The sequence below is a fragment of the Nonomuraea sp. NPDC050310 genome, from assembly GCF_040655795.1.
Lineage (GTDB): Bacteria > Actinomycetota > Actinomycetes > Streptosporangiales > Streptosporangiaceae > Nonomuraea.
Window position 1 is genome coordinate 144572 of record NZ_JBFAKP010000021.1, and the last position, 16732, is coordinate 161303.

At 72.8% G+C, this 16732-nt stretch carries 16 protein-coding genes; 5 read left to right on the forward strand and 11 right to left on the reverse strand.

Annotation, left to right across the window (positions count from 1 at the left end; translation table 11 throughout):
* From AB0I67_RS34705 to AB0I67_RS34750, 10 genes are all read right to left on the reverse strand, one after another.
* A complete protein-coding gene (locus tag AB0I67_RS34705) occupies nt 1-1563 on the reverse strand; it encodes an ABC transporter substrate-binding protein (RefSeq protein WP_357932537.1) in 1563 nt (520 codons plus the stop codon).
* Between the two features lie 38 nt (nt 1564-1601).
* Nucleotides 1602-2498 carry a tryptophan 2,3-dioxygenase family protein gene (locus AB0I67_RS34710; protein ID WP_357932540.1) on the reverse strand — a complete coding sequence of 299 codons (897 nt, stop codon included), beginning with the start codon at nt 2496-2498 and terminating at the stop codon, nt 1602-1604.
* Nucleotides 2495-3358: an alpha/beta hydrolase gene (locus tag AB0I67_RS34715; RefSeq protein ID WP_357932543.1), complete on the reverse strand. Its 864-nt coding sequence runs from the start codon at nt 3356-3358 to the stop codon at nt 2495-2497. The genes AB0I67_RS34710 and AB0I67_RS34715 overlap by 4 nt, the downstream gene beginning before the upstream one ends.
* 1 nt (nt 3359) lies before the next feature.
* Nucleotides 3360-4637: an amidohydrolase family protein gene (locus tag AB0I67_RS34720; RefSeq protein ID WP_357932545.1), complete on the reverse strand. Its 1278-nt coding sequence runs from the start codon at nt 4635-4637 to the stop codon at nt 3360-3362.
* Between the two features lie 275 nt (nt 4638-4912).
* Nucleotides 4913-5869 carry an endonuclease/exonuclease/phosphatase family protein gene (locus AB0I67_RS34725; RefSeq protein WP_357932548.1) on the reverse strand — a complete coding sequence of 319 codons (957 nt, stop codon included), beginning with the start codon at nt 5867-5869 and terminating at the stop codon, nt 4913-4915.
* A 23-nt stretch (nt 5870-5892) separates the two neighbouring features.
* On the reverse strand, nt 5893-7134 hold the full coding sequence (locus AB0I67_RS34730) for a Gfo/Idh/MocA family oxidoreductase (RefSeq protein WP_357932551.1): 1242 nt from the start codon (nt 7132-7134) through the stop codon (nt 5893-5895).
* A 10-nt stretch (nt 7135-7144) separates the two neighbouring features.
* The gene (locus AB0I67_RS34735) at nt 7145-8311 is read right to left on the reverse strand and encodes an ROK family protein (RefSeq protein ID WP_357932554.1); all 1167 of its coding nucleotides are present in this window, start codon (nt 8309-8311) and stop codon (nt 7145-7147) included.
* A gap of 48 nt (nt 8312-8359) precedes the next feature.
* Nucleotides 8360-9178 (reverse strand): carbohydrate ABC transporter permease, encoded by an 819-nt coding sequence (locus AB0I67_RS34740; RefSeq protein WP_357932556.1) that lies wholly within the window; start codon nt 9176-9178, stop codon nt 8360-8362.
* Nucleotides 9175-10029, reverse strand: a complete 855-nt coding sequence (locus AB0I67_RS34745; protein WP_357932559.1) for a sugar ABC transporter permease — start codon at nt 10027-10029, stop codon at nt 9175-9177. The genes AB0I67_RS34740 and AB0I67_RS34745 overlap by 4 nt, the downstream gene beginning before the upstream one ends.
* Entirely contained in the window at nt 10026-11297 is a 1272-nt protein-coding gene (locus tag AB0I67_RS34750; RefSeq protein WP_357932562.1) for an extracellular solute-binding protein, read from the reverse strand. The genes AB0I67_RS34745 and AB0I67_RS34750 overlap by 4 nt, the downstream gene beginning before the upstream one ends.
* A 117-nt stretch (nt 11298-11414) precedes the next feature.
* Between AB0I67_RS34750 and AB0I67_RS34755 the strand changes: the two genes are divergently transcribed.
* The 4 genes from AB0I67_RS34755 to AB0I67_RS34770 all read left to right on the forward strand — a co-directional run bounded on the left by AB0I67_RS34755 (nt 11415) and on the right by AB0I67_RS34770 (nt 14420).
* Nucleotides 11415-12947, forward strand: coding sequence for a phosphodiester glycosidase family protein (locus AB0I67_RS34755; protein ID WP_357932565.1), 1533 nt, complete (start codon nt 11415-11417; stop codon nt 12945-12947).
* 156 nt (nt 12948-13103) lie between these two features.
* Complete coding sequence (locus AB0I67_RS34760; RefSeq protein WP_357932568.1) at nt 13104-13544, forward strand: hypothetical protein; 441 nt, start codon at nt 13104-13106, stop codon at nt 13542-13544.
* Nucleotides 13545-13596: 52 nt separating this feature from the next.
* Nucleotides 13597-14079, forward strand: coding sequence for a hypothetical protein (locus AB0I67_RS34765; protein WP_357932571.1), 483 nt, complete (start codon nt 13597-13599; stop codon nt 14077-14079).
* Nucleotides 14076-14420: a hypothetical protein gene (locus AB0I67_RS34770; protein WP_357932573.1), complete on the forward strand. Its 345-nt coding sequence runs from the start codon at nt 14076-14078 to the stop codon at nt 14418-14420. Before AB0I67_RS34765 ends, AB0I67_RS34770 begins: the two co-directional genes overlap by 4 nt.
* A gap of 51 nt (nt 14421-14471) precedes the next feature.
* Here AB0I67_RS34770 and AB0I67_RS34775 read toward each other — a convergent pair whose 3' ends face one another.
* Entirely contained in the window at nt 14472-16103 is a 1632-nt protein-coding gene (locus AB0I67_RS34775; protein WP_357932576.1) for a discoidin domain-containing protein, read from the reverse strand.
* Nucleotides 16104-16268: 165 nt separating this feature from the next.
* Here AB0I67_RS34775 and AB0I67_RS34780 point away from each other — a divergent pair.
* Nucleotides 16269-16732 (forward strand): carbohydrate-binding protein (locus tag AB0I67_RS34780; RefSeq protein WP_357932579.1); only part of this gene is annotated, 464 nt, incomplete at its 3' end.

Consider the following 16732-nt stretch of genomic DNA (forward strand, 5'->3'; position numbering starts at 1 on the left):
TCAGCCCTTCTCGCCGACGCTGACGCCGTACACCGGCGGGCCCATGTAGCCGCCCGCCCACGGCCGCAGCCCCTTGACGTGGCCGGCGTAGGCCACCCCGACCGGGCTCCAGAAGGCCGGGATGACCACGCCCTCCTCGGTCAGGGCCGCCATCATCTCGGCGTAGAGCGCCCTGCCCTTCGCCTCGTCCGCGACGCTGGCCGCCGCGGCCTGCCGGGCCAGGCCGAGCGCCTTGGCGTACGGCCGGCCGGTCGGGTTCATCGCCCCGCCCTCGGGCGCCAGCGCGTCGGCGAGCGTGGGCGCGTCCGGGACGAAGACCGGCACGTAGGCCAGGTGGTACTTGCCGGAGTAGATCTCCCGCCCGATCATCTGCGGCGGCGGGGAGACCACCTTCGCCTTGAAGCCGACCGCGTTGAGCATGCCGGCGACCGCCTCGGCCTCGGTCTTGTTCTGCGGGCCCGGCATGGCCGGGATGGTCACCGGCACGTCCTTGACGCCGGCCTCGGCCAGCAGGGCGCGGGCCTTGGCGGGGTCGTGGGTGTAGGCGAAGGCCGGGACGTCGGCGTGGCCCGCGTTGCCGGGGGAGAAGAGCTGGTCGGAGGGGGTGGACATGCCCTTGCGGAACGGGGTGCCGGTGAGGGCGGCCCGGTCGAGGGCGTAGCCGACCGCCTGCCGTACTCGCTGGTCGGCGAAGGGGCCGCTGGGGTCGACGGTGATGACGCCGATCGGGTCGCCCCCCTCGGTGACCGCGGTCTGCAGGCCGGCCTCGCGGTAGCTCGCCAGCTCCTGGGCGTCGCCGATCATGGAGGCGTCCACCTGGCCGGTGCGCAGGGCGGCGACGCGTTGCTGTGCCGTGCCGATGAGCACGATCTCCAGCCGGTCGAGGGTCTGCTGGGCCGGGTCCCAGTAGTGCTTGTTCTTGGTGTAGACCCACGTGGAGCCCGGAACGGTGGCCGCGGCGTCGAGCACGTACGCGCCCGCGCCGACCGGGGCCCGGCCCAGGTCGGGGGAGTCGAAGGCCTTGGGACTGACCATCATCCCGGCGCCGGTGGTCAGGCCGAAGAGCAGGGCCGGCTGGGGACCGTCCGTCTTGATCACCACGGTGGTGGCGTCGGGCGCCTCCACGCCGGTGACGTGCGCCAGCGTGCTGCCGCAGCCGCCGCCGGCGGCTTTGCAACGCTCCAGGTTGGCCTTGACCGCGGCGGCGTCGAGAGTGTCGCCGTCGCTGAACTTCAGCCCGGGGCGCAGGGTCAGCGTGAGGTCGCCGGCGCTCAGCTTCCACGCGGTGGCCAGGCCCGCGACCACCTTGCCGGTCGGGTCGGTGCGCAGCAGCGGGTCGTAGACCGGGAAGAGGTAGTTCAGGCCAGAGGTGCCGGCGGAGCGCTTGGTGGGGTCGAAGGTGTCGGGCACGGTGAAGGTGGCGAACCTGAGCACGCCCTTGGCGGCGCCGGCCTGGCCCCGGGCGGCGGAGCCGGCGCCCGGCGCCTGACCACCGCCGCAGGCGGCCAGCGTGAGCAGGCCGGTCAGGGCGGCGACCGCCGGACCGGTGTGGCGAAGACGCATGACGGTCTCCTTCTGGATCGGGGGGTGAGGAGAAGCGGTCAGAGGCGGGTGCGGACCGCCCACAACTCGGGGAAGAACTGGTGCTGGACGATCTTCCGCAGCCAGCCCGAGCCGCTGGTGCCGCCGGTCCCGGGCTTGTAGCCGATGATGCGTTCCACCGTGATCAGGTGCCGGTAGCGCCACTGCTGGAAGCGGTCGGCGACGTCCATCAGCGCCTCGCCGAGCAGGTACAGGTCGTTGTCCGGGCGCGAGTCGGCGTAGACCTCGAACCAGGCCTGCTCCACCGAGTCGTCGGCGGTGTACGGCTGCGCCGGGTCGCGCCGGAGCACGCTGTCGTCGATCTTGTGCCCGCGAGCCGCCAGCAGCGCGATGACGTCGTCGTAGAGGCTGGGCGCGTGCAGCGCCTCCTCCAGCTCGCGGTGCACGCTCGTCACGCCGCGGTGCGGGTTCAGCAGCGCCCGCACCTTGTTGCCGAGCAGGAACTCCAGGTGCCGGTACATGTACGACTGGAAGCCCGACGCGGTGCCGAGATGGTCGCGGAAGGCGTTGAACTGGGCCGGGGTGATCGTGCCGAGCACGTCCCAGGTGGAGACGAGCAGCTCCTGGATGCGCACGACCCGGCGGAAGGCCTCGAAGGCGCCGGGCAGCCGGTCGGCCCGGATGTGCCGCTGCGCGGCCAGCAGCTCGTGCCGCATCAGCTTGAACAGCAGCTCCTTGACCTGGCCCATGATGTAGAAGGCCAGCTCGTCGTGGGTGCCGCTGCGGGTGTGCTGCAGGTTGAGCAGCACGTCGATGCTCTCGTAGTCGATGTACGGCGTGCTCTCCCCGGCCGGGTCCAGCAGCGGGCCGCCGCCGGTGCGGGCGGCGGTCGCGGCTCTGGCCTCGTCCGACGAGCGCTCGATCCGCCGGGGCTCGGGGGTGGGTGCGGGGGTCATCGCGGGATCTCCTCCAGGACGGAAAGGGTGGCCGCGCCCACCGGGGTGGCCGGGTCGGTGAGCGCGAAGACGTTGTCGAAGTGGTTGAGCCCGGCCAGCTCCCAGGTCTGGACGGGGGTGCCGGCGGCGGCCAGGGCGGCGGCGAAGGCGCGGCTCTGGGCCACGAACTGGGCGGTCTCGATCTCGCCCCAGGCCACGAGCACCGGGGGGCCGGCCTGCCGTACCCGGCGGATGGGGCTGAGCTCCCAGGCCTGCTCGGCGGTCAGGCCGAGCGCGTGGTTGACCGTGGTGGGGACCAGGGGGCGCAGGTCGTAGACGCCGGACAGCAGGGTGAGCGCGCGCAGCGGCACTCGCCCGTGCAGCAGGACCTCCGCCGCCAGGTGGGCGCCGGCCGAGCTGCCGGCGAGCTGGATGCGGGCGGGGTCGATGCCGTGCTCGGGGGCGTGGCGGTGCAGCCAGGCGACCGCGCGCCGGACCGCGTCCACGATCTGGGCCAGGCTCGCGGCCGGGGCCAGGGGGTAGCCGATCGAGGCGTAGGCCGCGCCGCGGGCCAGCACGGGGGCGGCCGGGAAGGCGGCGTCGTGCTTGCCGAGCTCCTGCCAGTAACCGCCGTGCACGAAGGCCAGCAGCGGGACCTGCGCTGCGGGCCGGTCTGTGGGCAGGTCGGGGAGGTACAGGTCGAGGAGCTCGCCGGGGCCGGGGCCGTAGCGCAGCTCGATCGGGGAATGGGCGGCCTGCGTGCGGGCGCTGGCCGCGGCGTAGACGCGTAACTCGGCCGCCAGCGAGGCGACCATCGAGCTCGGGGTGTACTCGCGCTCCAGCTCGGCGACGCTGAGCGACTGCCAGGAAGGGGCGCCCATCTCAGCCGGCCTGCCCGTCCGAAAAGGCCTGCCCGGTCGGGAAGGTGTGCCCGGTCGGGAAGGTGTGCTGGAGGGTGGTGCGGCTGACCACGACGCCGTCCTTGAGGACGAGGCGGGCGGCGGGCCGTTCGGCGATGGCCTCGCGCAGGGAGGCGGCCGGGAGGGCGACCAGGTCGGCCCGGGCGCCTGCCTCGACCCCGGCCGCGGGCAGCCCCATGACCCGGCGAGCCGTACGGCTGACCGCGTCGGCGGCCGAGGCGGCGCCGAGGTGGGCGGCCAGCATCAGCAGCAGGGCCACGTCCAGCGCGTCCCCGTTGCCGGCCGGGTTGAACGCGTCCTGCACGTTGTCACCTCCGGCGGCGACCAGGCAACCGGCATCGAGGAGCGCCGCGACCGGGGCCAGCCCGCGCGGGGTGGCGACCGGTTGCCCGCGCCCCTGCAGCCACAGGTTGGTCTGCGGGCAGGTCACCACCGCGATCCCGGCGGCGGCCAGGGCCGCGGCGACCCGTGCCTGGGTCTCGGGCGCCTGCGTCACCAGGCTCACGCAGTGCCCCGCGGTGACGTCCGGGACGCTCTCCCCGGTCGAGCGCAACGCGCTGACCAGTCCCGCCAGCGCGGCCAGGTCGAGGTCGGGGCGCAGGTGCTCGTCCATGTGCAGGTCCACCGGCCGGTCCCGGCGGACGGCCAGGTCCAGGCAGTACCGCATCGCCGCCACCGGGTCGTGCTCGCCGTGCGGGACCCCGCCGATCACGTCCACGCCCTCGTCGAGCGCCCGTTCCAGCTCGGCCCGCCCGGCGGAGGCGTCCGGGCCGGTGAGCGGCGCGCCCATGGCGACGATCTGGACGTCGACCAGCCCGGCCAGCCGCTTCCTGGCCGCGACCAGCCCGGCCAGCGCGGTGAAGTCCACCCCGGGCCCGCCGACGTGGGTGCGGACGGCGGTCGTGCCCTTGACCAGAGCCGCGAGCGCGCCCCGGACCGCGCGCTCTTCGAAGTCGGCCGCGCTCAGCCTCGACCGGTGCTCCCGCCAGCCGCGCACCGCGCCCGGCAGGTCGCCGGCCGGGTTCGGCACCGCGTCGGCGGTGTAGGCCTTGTCCAGGTGCGCGTGCGGTTCGGCGAACGCCGGACCGAGCAGGTGGCCGGTCAGGACGAGCGGCTCCTCGCCGGGCGCCGGTGTCAGCGACCCGGCGGGGAGCACTTCGGCGACCACGCCGCCGGCGATCCGTACGTCCACCCGGTCACCACCGAAGGTGGTCGCGTCGAGCAGCACTGTTCGGATCATGCGCGTGTCCCCCTCACTGGGAATGGCGGGCCAAGAGTGAGGGAGACGTTAATAGCTGATTAGCGAATGGAGAAGAGTGGTCCGGCAATTAATTGCCGAATTTCGGCAACTTTCTTTTTCTTCTTGACGTGATCGCGGCAAACGTGCACGTCTACTGTGAGTCAGTCAGTTCCGGCAGGTGGACCTCGGTCTTGTAGAAGGCGCTGGAACGTGCACTTGTGGATAACGCGGTAAGCGCGTTTTCCTTATCCGGCGGCCGATTGATTTCGCGGGTTTTATCGTTCCCATGCGGCGGCGCCGCGCAGCAGGTGGTGGTCGGACATGCCCGGCGTGCAGGCCGCCGCGTCGCCGCGGACGGTGGTGAACCAGGAGTAGCTCAGGAAGATGTAGTCGATCTTGCCGGGGGTGCCCACCTTGGGCGAGCAGATCGGCTCGGCGGTCGCCTCGCCGCTGCGGCAGCGGTCCGCGCTCTGGGCGCAGGTGGCGCCGAAGAACTCCTTGTCGTTCTCGTCCACCTCCTGGAAGACCCCGTGGCCGCCGGTGTGGTCGTAGAGCGGGTCGAGGACGGGGTCGGCGGGCAACACGTTGAAGTCGCCGCCGAGCACGACCGGCTCGCCCTGCGCGGCGAAGCCCTCGGTGAGGGAGGCGACCCGCTCGACCTGGACCTTGGCGGTCGCGGCGTGGTAGTCGATGTGCGTGGTGCAGGCGCGCACGTTCCGCCCGGTGACCGTGGCGCGCGCGCACAGCATGATGCGGTCCTCCACCGGCTCGGCCTCGGGCAGCCGGTGAACCGAGCGGGTGCCGTTGTCGATCGTCCCGGCCGGGCCCTTGGCGAAGATCACCAGGCCGAAGCGGTGGTCCGTGCCCCAGCGAGAGCAGCCGGCGGTCGCGGCGCTCGCCGGCAGAGCCGCGGCCCAGACCGAGTCGTAGGCCGGAGCGCCGGTGCGGCTGCTCAGGTGGTTGCGCAGGAGCGTCCACTGGTTGTAGCAGACCTCCTGCAGCATCACGAGGTCGGCGTCCCAGTGGTCGATGGCCTTGACGACCTGGTCGCGCCAGGCGGCGGGGGAGCCGCCGTAGAGGTCGGCGCACTGGCTGGCGGCGCCGCAGACGTTGTAGGAGAGGAAGCGCGGCCGGGGCCAGCCGGCCGCGTCGGGGGTGTCGGCGTTCGCGGGAACGGGTCCGGTGAGCAGGGTCAGGGCGATCAGGAGGAGGGTGGCTAACGCTGCCCGCATCGCGAGCTCCTTTCACATCGGTGTCACCCCACGGTGACGACCTGGTCGGTGAGCCTCGCCCGTTCGGCGGCGAAGACCGCGCGGTGGGAGGCGAGGGATTCGGCGGGGCCGGAGCGGATCAGGCCGCGGTCGCCGGTGGCGACGGCGCGCACGAAGGCGGCCATGAGCCGCTCGTCGCCGCCCGCGTGCCCGCCGCCCGCCGTGGCGTCCCCGCCCGCGTGCACCGGGACCGTCGTGGCGGTGCCGGTGCGGAAGTCCTCGACGTGCACGCTCACCCCGTCGCAGGCCAGCTCCCCGTGCGTGCCGAAGATCCGGGTACGGCGGTGCCCCCCGGTGTTGAACGCGGTCATGGTGAAGGTCCCGCTCGCGCCGCCGTCGAACTCCATGGCGACGACCTGGTGGTCGACCACGTCGTTGTCGCAGTCGTAGACGCACCTGCCGTACGGCCCGTGCCGCAGCGCCTCGGTGAGCGCCTCCTCGGTGAAGACCGGCGTGACCACGCTCAGCGGCCACTCGTGCCGCCCGGCGTGCAGCCGGTCGAAGTACAGCCGCTTGGCCGAGTACGGGCAGTCCGGCTCGACCGGGCAGTCGAGGCAGCGCGCGGCGGCCCCGGCCGGGCGCCGCTCCGGGCGGAAGTGCTGGAGGCCGCCGAAGCTGGAGACCCGGCGGATGCGCCGGCCGACCACGTACTGCAGCCAGTCGAGGTCGTGCGAGGACTTGGCCAGCAGCATGAACGCCGCCTGGTCGCTGCGCCGCCAGTTGCCGCGCACGTAGGAGTGCGCCTGGTGCCAGAAGCCCACCGGTTCGAGATGCTGGACCGAGACGACCTCCCCGATCCGTCCCGAGGCCAGCACGGAGCGGACGGCGTCGGTGTAGGGCGCGTACCGCAGCACGTGGCAGACCGCGAAGATCACCCCCGCCCGCTCCACCGCGGCGACGATCGCCTCGCACTCGGCCTCGGTCGGCGCCAGCGGCTTCTCCACCAGCAGGTGGTAGCCGAGCCCGGCCAGCGCGACGGCCGGTTCGGCGTGCTCGCCGTCCTGGGTGGCGAGCACGACCGCGTCGGCGATCCGGCCCGCGGCCACCAGCTCACGCCAGTCGGCGAAGACCCGCGCGCCGCTCGCCTCGGCCAGCGGGCGCGCCCGATCGGCCACCGGGTCGGCGACGGCCACGATCCGCGCCTGCTCCGGGTGCGCCAGCGCCCACCGGGCGTACCCGGTGCCGCGGTCCCCGGCTCCGACGATGGCCAACGACACAGGTGACATGCTGCTCCGCTCAGGCATTCAGGTTGTCCAGCAGGGAACTCTCGACGGTGTCCAGGGCCGTGCGCAGCGCGCCGACGGTCACGGCGCGATCCCCCAGCAGGGACACCTCGAGCTGGGGCGGCAGGGAGGTCATCTGCGGCAGCCTGCGCCGGATCGGCTCGGCGATCTGCTCGCCGGCCGCCGCGACGCCGCCGCCGATGACGATCAGTTCGGGGTTGAGCAGCAGGGCCAGCGTGCCGACCGCCCGGGCCATCCGGGCGAGGATCTCCTCCAGCACCTGCTGGGCCTCGACGTCGCCGTCGCGGGCGGCGGCCAGCAGGAGCGCGGCGTCCCCGGTCAGCTCGTGGCCGTGCTCGCGCAGCCGGGCCACGACCTCCTTGCCGATGTTGCTGGCCAGCGCGCCGATGCCCTCGGCGCCGGGGGTGTGCTCCAGCAGGCTGAGGAAGGCCATTTCGCCCGCGCCCCCGTCGTGGCCGCGGAAGACCTGGCCGCCCGAGACGATGCCCGCGCCCAGCCGCTCGCCGGCCAGCACGTAGATCACGTCCTGGCTGGCCGAGGCGACGCCGCGCCACCGCTCGCCGATCACGGCCAGGTTGGCGTCGTTGTCCGCCAGCACGGGCGCGCCGAAGGAGCGGCCGAGCTCGGTGCGCAGGTTCAGCCCCTTCCACTCCGGCAGGACGTCGCAGGTCAGCACCACCCCGGTGCGGGGATCGACGATGCCCGGGGTGGCGGCGCAGGCGGCCAGCACGGCCGAGCGCTCGACCCGGGCCGCCTTCAGCGCGGCCCGGACGGCCTTCCGCACCCCTTCCAGCCGGTCCCGGCGGCCGAGCTCCTGCCCGAGCGGGCGCACCTCGGTCGCCAGGACGGTCCCCCGCAGGTCGGCCACCGAGACCATGCACTTGTGCACGCCGATGTCGAGGCCGACCACGTGCCCGCGATCGGCCTTCAGCCGCACGAGCCGGGCCGGGCGGCCCCGCCGTCCCGGTGTGTCGTCCTCCGTCTCGTCGATCAGCCCGATCCGCCGCAGGTCCTCGATCACCGCGTCGACCGTCGGCCTGGACAGGCCCGCCGCGTCGGCCAGCTCGGTGAGCCGGATCAGGTCGACCTCCCGCAGCACGCCGAGCACCGACTCGGCGTTCAGGCGGCGGAGCAGGGGGGCGGTGGCGGAAGAGGTCATGGGGCTACCCTCGGGAGGAGTCTGACAAGGTCGGCAGGAGGCATCAGATCACCCCTTCACCGCGCCGGAGGTGAGCCCGGCGACGATGCGGCGCTGGCTGAGCAGGACAAGCACTACCACGGGCACCGTCACCATCAGGGCGGCCGCGGCGATCGCGCCGTAGGGCTGCTGGAACTCCGAGTCGCCGGTGAAGAAGGCCAGCGCGGCGGGGACCGTACGGGAGGCCTCGGTCGAGGTGAGCGAGATCGCGAACAGGAACTCGCCCCAGCAGGCCAGGAAGGTGAGCAGGAACGTGGTGACCACGCCCGGCGCCGCCACCGGCAGGATCACCCGGACCAGCGCCTGGAGCCGGGTCGCCCCGTCCACCTGCGCCGACTCCTCCAGATCCCGCGGGATGGTGCGGAAGAAGGCGGTCATCAGCCAGATCGCCAGGGGCAGCGAGAACGACACGTACGGGATGATGAGCCCGAGCCAGGTGTCGAACAGCCCGATCTCCGTCCAGAGCGTGAACAGCGGTCCGACCAGCGCGATGGCCGGGAACATGGTCAGGCCCAGCGCGACCCCGAGCACCAGCCGGTTGCCGCGGAAGCTCAGCCGGGCCACCGCGTAGGCCGCGACCACCGCCACGACCACGGAGACGGTCGTGGCCAGCAGCGAGATGCCCACCGAGTTGCCCAGCGCGGTGGTGAACATCGGCTTGGTGAACAGGCCGGTGTAGTTCTCCAGCGTGGGGGAGGCGGGCAGGAAGCGGCCGTCGTTCTGCAGCGTGGGCGGCTTGAGCGACAGGCTCACCACCCACACCAGCGGGCCCAGCGTCCAGACCGCGACGGTGGCGGTGACCAGGAGGTCGGTGATCTTGCGCCTCATCGTGCCCCGCCCAACTCGGACCGGAAGGCCCGCACGAACCCGCCGGCGATCAGCGCGACGCAGACGAACAGCAGCACCGACACAGCCGAGCCCAGGCCCACCTCCAGGTCCCTGATCAGGAACCGGTAGCTCAGGAAGGACAGCGTCTCGGTGCCGACCGCGCCCTGCGTCTGGATGTAGACGGTGTCGAAGATCCGGAAGGCGTCCAGCGTGCGGAAGAGCAGGGCGACCATGATGGCCGGCCGTACGCAGGGGACGGTGACCCGCCAGAAGCGCTGCCAGGCCCCCGCCCCGTCCACCCGGGCCGCCTCGTACACCTCGCCGGGTACGGTCACCAGCCCGGCCAGCAGCATCAGCGCCATGAACGGGGTGGTCTTCCACACCTCGGTCAGCACGATCACCGTGTAGGCCGACCACGTCTCGCCCAGCCAGTTGAAGTCGCCGCCCACGAACCCCACCGAGGGCTGGAAGGCGAAGCGGAAGGCGAAGGCGGACACCACGGTCAGCACCGCGTACGGCACCAGCACGACGGTCCGCAGCAACTGCCGCCCCCACAGCACCCTGTGCATGGCCAGCGCGAGGGCGAAGCCCAGCACGAACTCGGCCCCCACGCTGGTCACGGTCAGGATCAGCGTCGCGCCGAGGTCCTGCCACCAGGCCTGGCTCGCCAGGATCTCCCGGTAGTTGCCGAGCCCGGTGAAGGCGCGCTCGTCCGGGGCGCTCAGCGAGTAGTCCTCCAGTGACAGCCAGGCCGTCCGGAGCACCGGGACGATCGTCACCGCCATCATGAGCAGCAGGGCGGGGCCGACCATCAGCCAGCCCAGCCGCTGCTCGGCCCGGACCCGGTTCACTGCCCCACGGCCTCGGCCAGCGCCGCGCCGGCCTTGGCCGCGGTCTCGGGCGTCACCGACGCGGGCGGGTGGAAGGCCGTCTGGATCGCGGTGGACAGCGCGTTGTACTTGCGCACCATCGGCCGCGGCGCCGCCTCGGCGATCGAGTCGCGCATGACGTCGGCGAACGGGAACCTGGCCCGCACCTCCGCGTCGTCGTAGACCGACGAGCGGGCGGCCGGGATGCCGGCGTCCAGCATGAAGCCCTTCTGCGACTGGGTGGAGGTCAGGCAGGCCAGCGCGGCGAAGGCGCTGTCGCGCTGGTCCTCGGGCGTGCCGGCCCCGACGGCGATGTTGGAGCCGCCGAGCGGCGGCGCGCTGGGCACCCCGGCCGTGACCCTCGGGTAGCGGGCCCAGCCGTAGTCGTCGAAGACCTTCTTGAACTCCGGCTCCTTGGCCGCGCGCTCGGCGGCGGCGGCGTAGACGTAGCCCCAGTTGGTCATGAACGAGGCCTCGCCCTTCTCGAAAGCGGCCCGCATGGTCTCCTCGTCGAGCGTGCTGATCCCGGTCAGCGCGGCCGGGCCGGTGGCCAGGGAGCTGATCACGCCGGCCGCGGCCCGCCCGGCGTCGCTGTCGAGGCCCGGCTTGCCCTGCGCGTCCACGACCTGGCCGCCCGCCGAGGCGACGAGCGCGTTGATGAAGACGGTGTAGCCCTCGTAGCGGTTGCCGGGCGTCGCGACGCCGCGCTGGCCCTCCGGCAGGCCGCCGGCCGCCTTGATCAGCTCGTCCCAGGTCAGCTCGCCCTTGGCGGGGTCGATTCCCGCCTGCTCGGCGCGGGACTTGCGGTACCACAGCAGTTGCGACCCGGACAGCAGCGGCGCGGCGTAGACCTTGCCCTCCCACGTCGCCGACTTCAGCGCGCCGCCCAGCGTGCCCTCGGTCACCGTCGCGGCGGTGCCGGCGGGCAGGGGCAGGATCCAGCCGGCCTCGGCGAACTCGGCCGTCCAGACGACGTCCATGGTGATCAGGTTCACCGCCCGGTCCTTGGCCGACAGCCGCCGGACGAGCTGCTCGCGCTGCTTGTCGGAGCCTTCGGGGAGGGTCTCGACCTTGATCGTGTACTTGCCGTCGCGGGTGCAGGCCGCCACGGCGGCCTGGGTGGGCTTGTCGGCGTTGGGGCCCTGCCACCAGGTGAGCGCGACGGGGCCTTCGCTCCCGGTCCCGGCGGCGCACGCGGTGAGCGGCAGGGCGGTCAGCGCGGCCACGGCCAGGCGAAGCAGATTCTGCATGGGGATCCTTGGGGGCGGCGGTTTTTTCAGCTACATTTATTAATTGTCTCGGAAGAATAAGCAAGCAGGAAGCCCTCGTCAAGGCATGCCCGGCTTGCCCCCATGCGAAGGACCCAGATGCCCCCCAGAGCCCTGACGACCCTGGTCGCCGCCCTCACCCTGGCGCTCCCGGCCACCGCCGCACCCGCCTCCGCGACCGCGCCCGCCCTGGATCCCGCGCTACCGCCGGGCGTCACGCTGACCTCGTTGTCGCTCGGCGCGCAGGACGCCGACGACTACTGGACGGTGCACGTCTACCTCCCGGCGACCCTCGACGGGCCGCTGAACACCGCCCCGACCGCGCTCGGCCCGAAGGAGATCGCCGACCGCGTCGCCGCCGCCCTGCGCGACAAGGGCTTCGAGCCCCGCGTCGAGCAGGTGGACCTGCCCGCGTTCGCCGACCGCCCGGCCGGCGTCCTCGGCTGGACGGTACGGCTCGGCCGCCACGCCACCAGCGGCGAGGCCTCGGCCGCGCTCACCAAGGTCAGGGCGGCCGGCTTCGCCGGCGGCACCCGCTACACCGCGCAGGACGGCACCGACCCCGGCGCCCCGCAGCGCGTCCACGTCCTGCGCGTCGACTTCAGCCAGTTCCGCGGCAGCGTGGACACCGACTTCGGGCCGGCGCTGAACGGCATGGAGACCCTCACCGACCTCGTCGCCGCCTCCGGCGCCGCCGCCGGGATCAACGCCCAGTGGTTCTACAACCGCGCCCCCGGCGGCCTGTACGTCAAGAACGGCAAGCTCATCGGCTCGGCCACCCAGGGCCGCGGCGGCATCAAGATCACGCACGGCGGCCGCCGCGTCGACGTGGACGCCTACACCGCCCGCGTCACGCTGCACGCCGGCGGCGAGCGCGTCGAGCTCGACGGCGTCAACCGCCTGCCCGGCGAGGTCTGGAACTGCGGCGGCGTCGGCGGCGACCAGCCCACCGAGAAGGCCCAGCATGACCTGAAGTGCACCGACGCCAGCGAGCTCGTGCGCTTCACCCCCGAGTTCGGTGTCACGCCGGCCGGTGAGGGCGCCGAGGCCGTGCTCGACTCCCGCGGCACCGTGCTCGCGCTCAACCCGACGCGCGGTGCGGCCGTCCCGCCGGGCGGTTCCGTCATCCAGGCCATCGGCGACAGCACCGCCTGGCTCCAGGCCCACGCCCGTCCCGGAAGCCGGTTGCGCCTCTCCGAGCGGGTCGAGGACAGCCGCGGCCACCGCGTCCCGCTGACCCCCGACACGACCATCCTCCAGGTCGGCCCCACCCTCGTCCGCGACGGCCGGGTGTCGGTCAACGCCGACGCCGACGGGCTGATCCGCGAGGGCGCCGACCAGACCTTCACCTACAACTGGACCCTGCGCGCCAACCCGCGCTCCATGATCGGCATGGACGCCCAGGGCCGGCTGATGCTCGTCGTGGTCGACGGCCGCCAGGCCGGCTACAGCGAGGGGCTCGGCATCCCGCAGACCGCCGAGCTGATGCGCAGCCTCGGCGCGGTCGAGGCGCTCAACCTGGACGGCGGCGGCTCCAGCGTGCTGGCCACCGCCGGGACCGGCATCGTGAACCGCCCCTCCGACGCCACCGGCCAGCGCTCCCTCGGCAACGTCATCCTCGTCCGCCCGTAACCGGACCCCTCGGACCGCCCCGGGCCGGCCGGCCACCCGGCCCGGGGCCTGCACGGCGAGCAACTCCCGGGCTCGTCGCGGGCGAGCCGCCGCGTCCCTGGGTCACGCCAGCCGGTTGCAAGATCTTTCCAAGTCCGCCCGCCTAGGCTCCCGCCCATGAGAACGAACCTTGTCCTGGGCGCCACCGTGGCTCTCCTGCTCGGCGCCGCCTTGCCCGCCCCGGCGTCGGCCGCCGCCGGCGTCCACTGGGGCCCCGTGCAGTCGGCGGGCGGGCACGGCGGCTACGCCAAGGCCGACGTGTGGATCTCCGACTTCAGCGCGGAGACCTTCCAGGTGTACGGCAAGCTGTACGACCGCGACCCGCACCGCGACCACTGCGCGACGGTCCGGGCCCGCTTCCACTACGCCGGCGGCGGCACCGGCTGGAGCCGCGCCAAGTCCACGTGCTCACCCAGCGGCTCGTTCCGGTTGAGTTCCGACGGGGAGATCAAGCGGGTGGACGTCCGGGTGTGCGTGTACGACACCGCGCGGCGCACGACGCTGAAGTGCCACCACGACGCCATCACGCCCGAGATCATCGCCGGCTGGCCGCAGTAAATGAAATGACAGATATTTGTGTCATTTCCGCGATTTGCGATAGCCTCCAAGCGTGGCACACGACGAGCAGCTGATCTTCGCCGACCATGTGGGCCGGTTCTACGCCCGGCACTACGGCTTCCCGCCGATGGCCGGGCGGCTGCTGGGCTACCTGCTCGTGTGCGACCCGCCCGAGCAGCCGATCGACGAGCTGGCCGACGCCCTCCTGGCCAGCCGGAGCGCGATCACCGGGGCGGTGAAGCTGCTGGAGGGCTACCAACTGGCCCGCAGGACGCGGGCCGCAGGCGAGCGGATGGACAGGGTGAGCGTCGACCCGGCCAGCCGGCAACCGCAGAACTTCGACGCCACCCTCCATCTGCAGCACGCCGCCCTCTTCCGGGAGGGTCTGGCGTTGCTCGCCGACGCCCCGGCCGAGCGCCGCGCCCCGCTGGAGGAGATGGTGGCGCTCGCCGAGTTCCTGAGCGAGCGGTTGCCGGCGTTGCGGGAGGAGTGGCTCGCCCATCGCGCGGCGCGAGAGCTTGGAGGCTCGGCATGACCCACCTCGACCTGACCGAACTGCGGGCCCGATCCGACGCCGGCGACCGTGACGCGACCGACCTGCTGGTCGAGGCCGCCGGAGAGCTCGGCGACGTGGCCGAGCTGCGGCGGCTGTCCGACGGCGGCAACCCGGACGCCACCGACCTGCTGCTCGAACTGGCCGCCGAGCACGGTGACCTGGGCGAGCTGCGGCGGCTGTCCGACGCCGGGCACTCCGGCGCGATCGACCAGCTCATCGAGACCGCCACCGAGCTGGGCGAGCTCGGCGAGTTGCGCCGGCTGGCCGCGCTGGGCAACTCCACCGCCGCCGAACAGCTCGCCGAGCTCACCGGCCAGTAGCCCCGCCGTACGAGCCGGCTTTCGGCGGGGGCGCCTGCCGTACGGGCAGGGTCAGAGCTGTTGCCAGAGGGAGGGCGCGGCCGGGGGCTCCCACCCGGCCTGAGCGGTGTGCGCCTGGAGGCAGCGGTAGGTGACGCCCCCGTAGACGACCTGGCTGTTCACCGCGTACACGGTGCCGGACCGCCAGGTGGTGGCGCCCGTGGAAGTGGGGGAGGGAGACGGCGTGCTTCCCGCGGTGCCGTAGACCTGGAATTCGTGCAGGCTGTAGCCGTAGGGGGTGGCGCGCTGGGTGCCGTGGACGCGGATGTGGCGGGCGTTGGCGTTCAGGGTGAGGTCGTCGGTGCCGCCGTCGCCGTTGGTGGTGGTGTGGACGGTGGTCCAGGTGCTGGCGTCCGGGCTGGTCTGGATCGTGTAGGCCTTGGCGTAGGCGGCTTCCCAGGTGAGTTTGACCCGGGTGATGGCGGCGGTGGAGCCGAGGTCGACGCGCAGCCACTGCGGGTCCTGGCCTTCGAGGCTGGCCCAGCGGGTGGCGGCGTCGCCGTCGACGGCCTTGCCGGCTTCGAAGCCGGCGCCCTCGATGGAGGAGGCGTAGGCGGGCTTGCCCTGCGACAACAGCGTCCCGGTGCTCGTGCCCGCGGTGGTGCCGGTGACCGGACCGCCGGCCGCTGAACGGTTGCCCGCGGCGTCGAGGGCCTTGACGGTGTAGGTGTAGCCGGTCGAGGGGCTCAGGCCGGTGTCGGTGTGGGTCGTCCCGGTGACGGTGGCGACCAGGGTGGAGCCGCGGAAGACCTCGTAGCCGGTGACGCCGACGTTGTCGGTGGAGGCGTTCCAGGCCAGCGACACGCTGGAGGAGGTCGTGCCGGTGACGCGCAGGCTCGCCGGGGTGCTGGGCGCGGCGGTGTCCCCGCCGCCGTCGGTGAGCTGGTAGGCACGCAGGTTGCGCAGCAGCAGGTAGGTGTCCTGCAGCGAGCCCGAGGTGTCGCCGAGCGAGCGGTAGATGCCCCACTTCGGGCGGACGCGGTCGGCGAGGAAGGTGTCCACGCCGGTCTTGGTGGCGTCCACGATCGTGGTGCCGCCGCTCTTGACCACCCAGCGCACCGAGCCGTCCGTCCCGTTGCCGATCTTCATCTCGTACTCGATGTCGATCCACTTGTCGTGCAGCGGCTCCAGGTTGGTCCGGCCCACCAGGATGTTCTGCTCGAAGACCTTGTGCTCGATGGTCTGTACGCCGTTGACCCGGCGCAGCGAGGTGACCGTGATGGGCGAGCCGCCCGATCCCGGCTGCTTGGTCTGCATGATGTGGGTGAAGGTCGTGGTGGCCTTGAGCGTGCTCGGGATGTACATGGAGTAGGTGACGCGCCAGGTCTCGCCGAGCTTCCACTGCAGGTGACCGGCGGGCGTACGGTTGCCCGTGACCTCCTGGCGCTGGCGGTCGGTGATGGAGTCGCGGTCGACCATGTGCATGTCGAAGCGGTAGGCGTCGCCCGAGACCTTGATGTGCGGCCTGGCGGCGGGGTGGGAGTCGGCGCGGTCGTCCTCCAGGGTCTCGAAGGCCTGCGCGGGGGTGTGCGTGGTCGCGTTCGGCGACCAGCGCAGCGTCCAGGTGGGGGCGGCGTGCGCGGCGGGGGTCAGCAGCGCGAGCAAGAGCGTGGACGCGGCTAAGACGCCGAGCCTGCGGATCATGGGGGCTCCCGGGGCTGGGGGATAGATCGGACCTCATAGTGCCCGAGACTTGACTGATCGTAAAGATTCTTAACAAAAGATGGGCCCGGATATTGAGCTCGGCCGCCGGCTGTCCTAGGGTCATTGTTTATTAGGAAGCTTTCCTAACTGATGAGAGGAGTACGGATGCGCCGCGCCACCCCCCTCCTTCTGCTCGCCGCGCTGCTGGTTCCGTTAGGACCCGTCGCCCCCGCCTGGGCGGCCGGGACCGGACCGGCCGTCTCGGTGCGAGCGGCGTACCCGGCCTGGACGCCGGGCACGACCTACCCCACCGGTTCCCTGGTCACCTACGCCGGGACCGACTACGAATGCCTGCAGACCCACACCGCCCAGACCGGCTGGGAACCCGCGACGGCGGCCGCGCTCTGGAAGGCGGTCGGCGGCGGCGGTCCCACCCCGACGCCCACCCCGACGCCAACTCCCACGCCCAGCGCCTCCGCCACCCTGCTGTCGCAGGGCAAGCCCGCCTACGCCTCCTCCATCGAGGGCGCGGGTTTCGAAGCCGGCAAGGCCGTCGACGGCGACGCCGCCACCCGCTGGGCCAGCCTCGAAGGCCAGGACCCGCAGTGGCTGCGCGTCGACCTCGGCTC

Excerpts from the sequence above, each read along its gene's own strand:
- AB0I67_RS34775 (WP_357932576.1), bottom strand. The coding sequence starts at position 16,103 with ATGATCCGCAGGCTCGGCGTCTTAGCCGCGTCCACGCTCTTGCTCGCG.
- AB0I67_RS34770 (WP_357932573.1), top strand. The coding sequence starts at position 14,076 with ATGACCCACCTCGACCTGACCGAACTGCGGGCCCGATCCGACGCCGGC.
- AB0I67_RS34760 (WP_357932568.1), top strand. The coding sequence starts at position 13,104 with ATGAGAACGAACCTTGTCCTGGGCGCCACCGTGGCTCTCCTGCTCGGC.
- AB0I67_RS34720 (WP_357932545.1), bottom strand. The coding sequence starts at position 4,637 with ATGATCCGAACAGTGCTGCTCGACGCGACCACCTTCGGTGGTGACCGG.
- AB0I67_RS34710 (WP_357932540.1), bottom strand. The coding sequence starts at position 2,498 with ATGACCCCCGCACCCACCCCCGAGCCCCGGCGGATCGAGCGCTCGTCG.
- AB0I67_RS34735 (WP_357932554.1), bottom strand. The coding sequence starts at position 8,311 with ATGACCTCTTCCGCCACCGCCCCCCTGCTCCGCCGCCTGAACGCCGAG.
- AB0I67_RS34740 (WP_357932556.1), bottom strand. The coding sequence starts at position 9,178 with ATGAGGCGCAAGATCACCGACCTCCTGGTCACCGCCACCGTCGCGGTC.
- AB0I67_RS34705 (WP_357932537.1), bottom strand. The coding sequence starts at position 1,563 with ATGCGTCTTCGCCACACCGGTCCGGCGGTCGCCGCCCTGACCGGCCTG.
- AB0I67_RS34730 (WP_357932551.1), bottom strand. The coding sequence starts at position 7,134 with ATGTCACCTGTGTCGTTGGCCATCGTCGGAGCCGGGGACCGCGGCACC.
- AB0I67_RS34715 (WP_357932543.1), bottom strand. The coding sequence starts at position 3,358 with ATGGGCGCCCCTTCCTGGCAGTCGCTCAGCGTCGCCGAGCTGGAGCGC.
- AB0I67_RS34755 (WP_357932565.1), top strand. The coding sequence starts at position 11,415 with ATGCCCCCCAGAGCCCTGACGACCCTGGTCGCCGCCCTCACCCTGGCG.
- AB0I67_RS34750 (WP_357932562.1), bottom strand. The coding sequence starts at position 11,297 with ATGCAGAATCTGCTTCGCCTGGCCGTGGCCGCGCTGACCGCCCTGCCG.
- AB0I67_RS34725 (WP_357932548.1), bottom strand. The coding sequence starts at position 5,869 with ATGCGGGCAGCGTTAGCCACCCTCCTCCTGATCGCCCTGACCCTGCTC.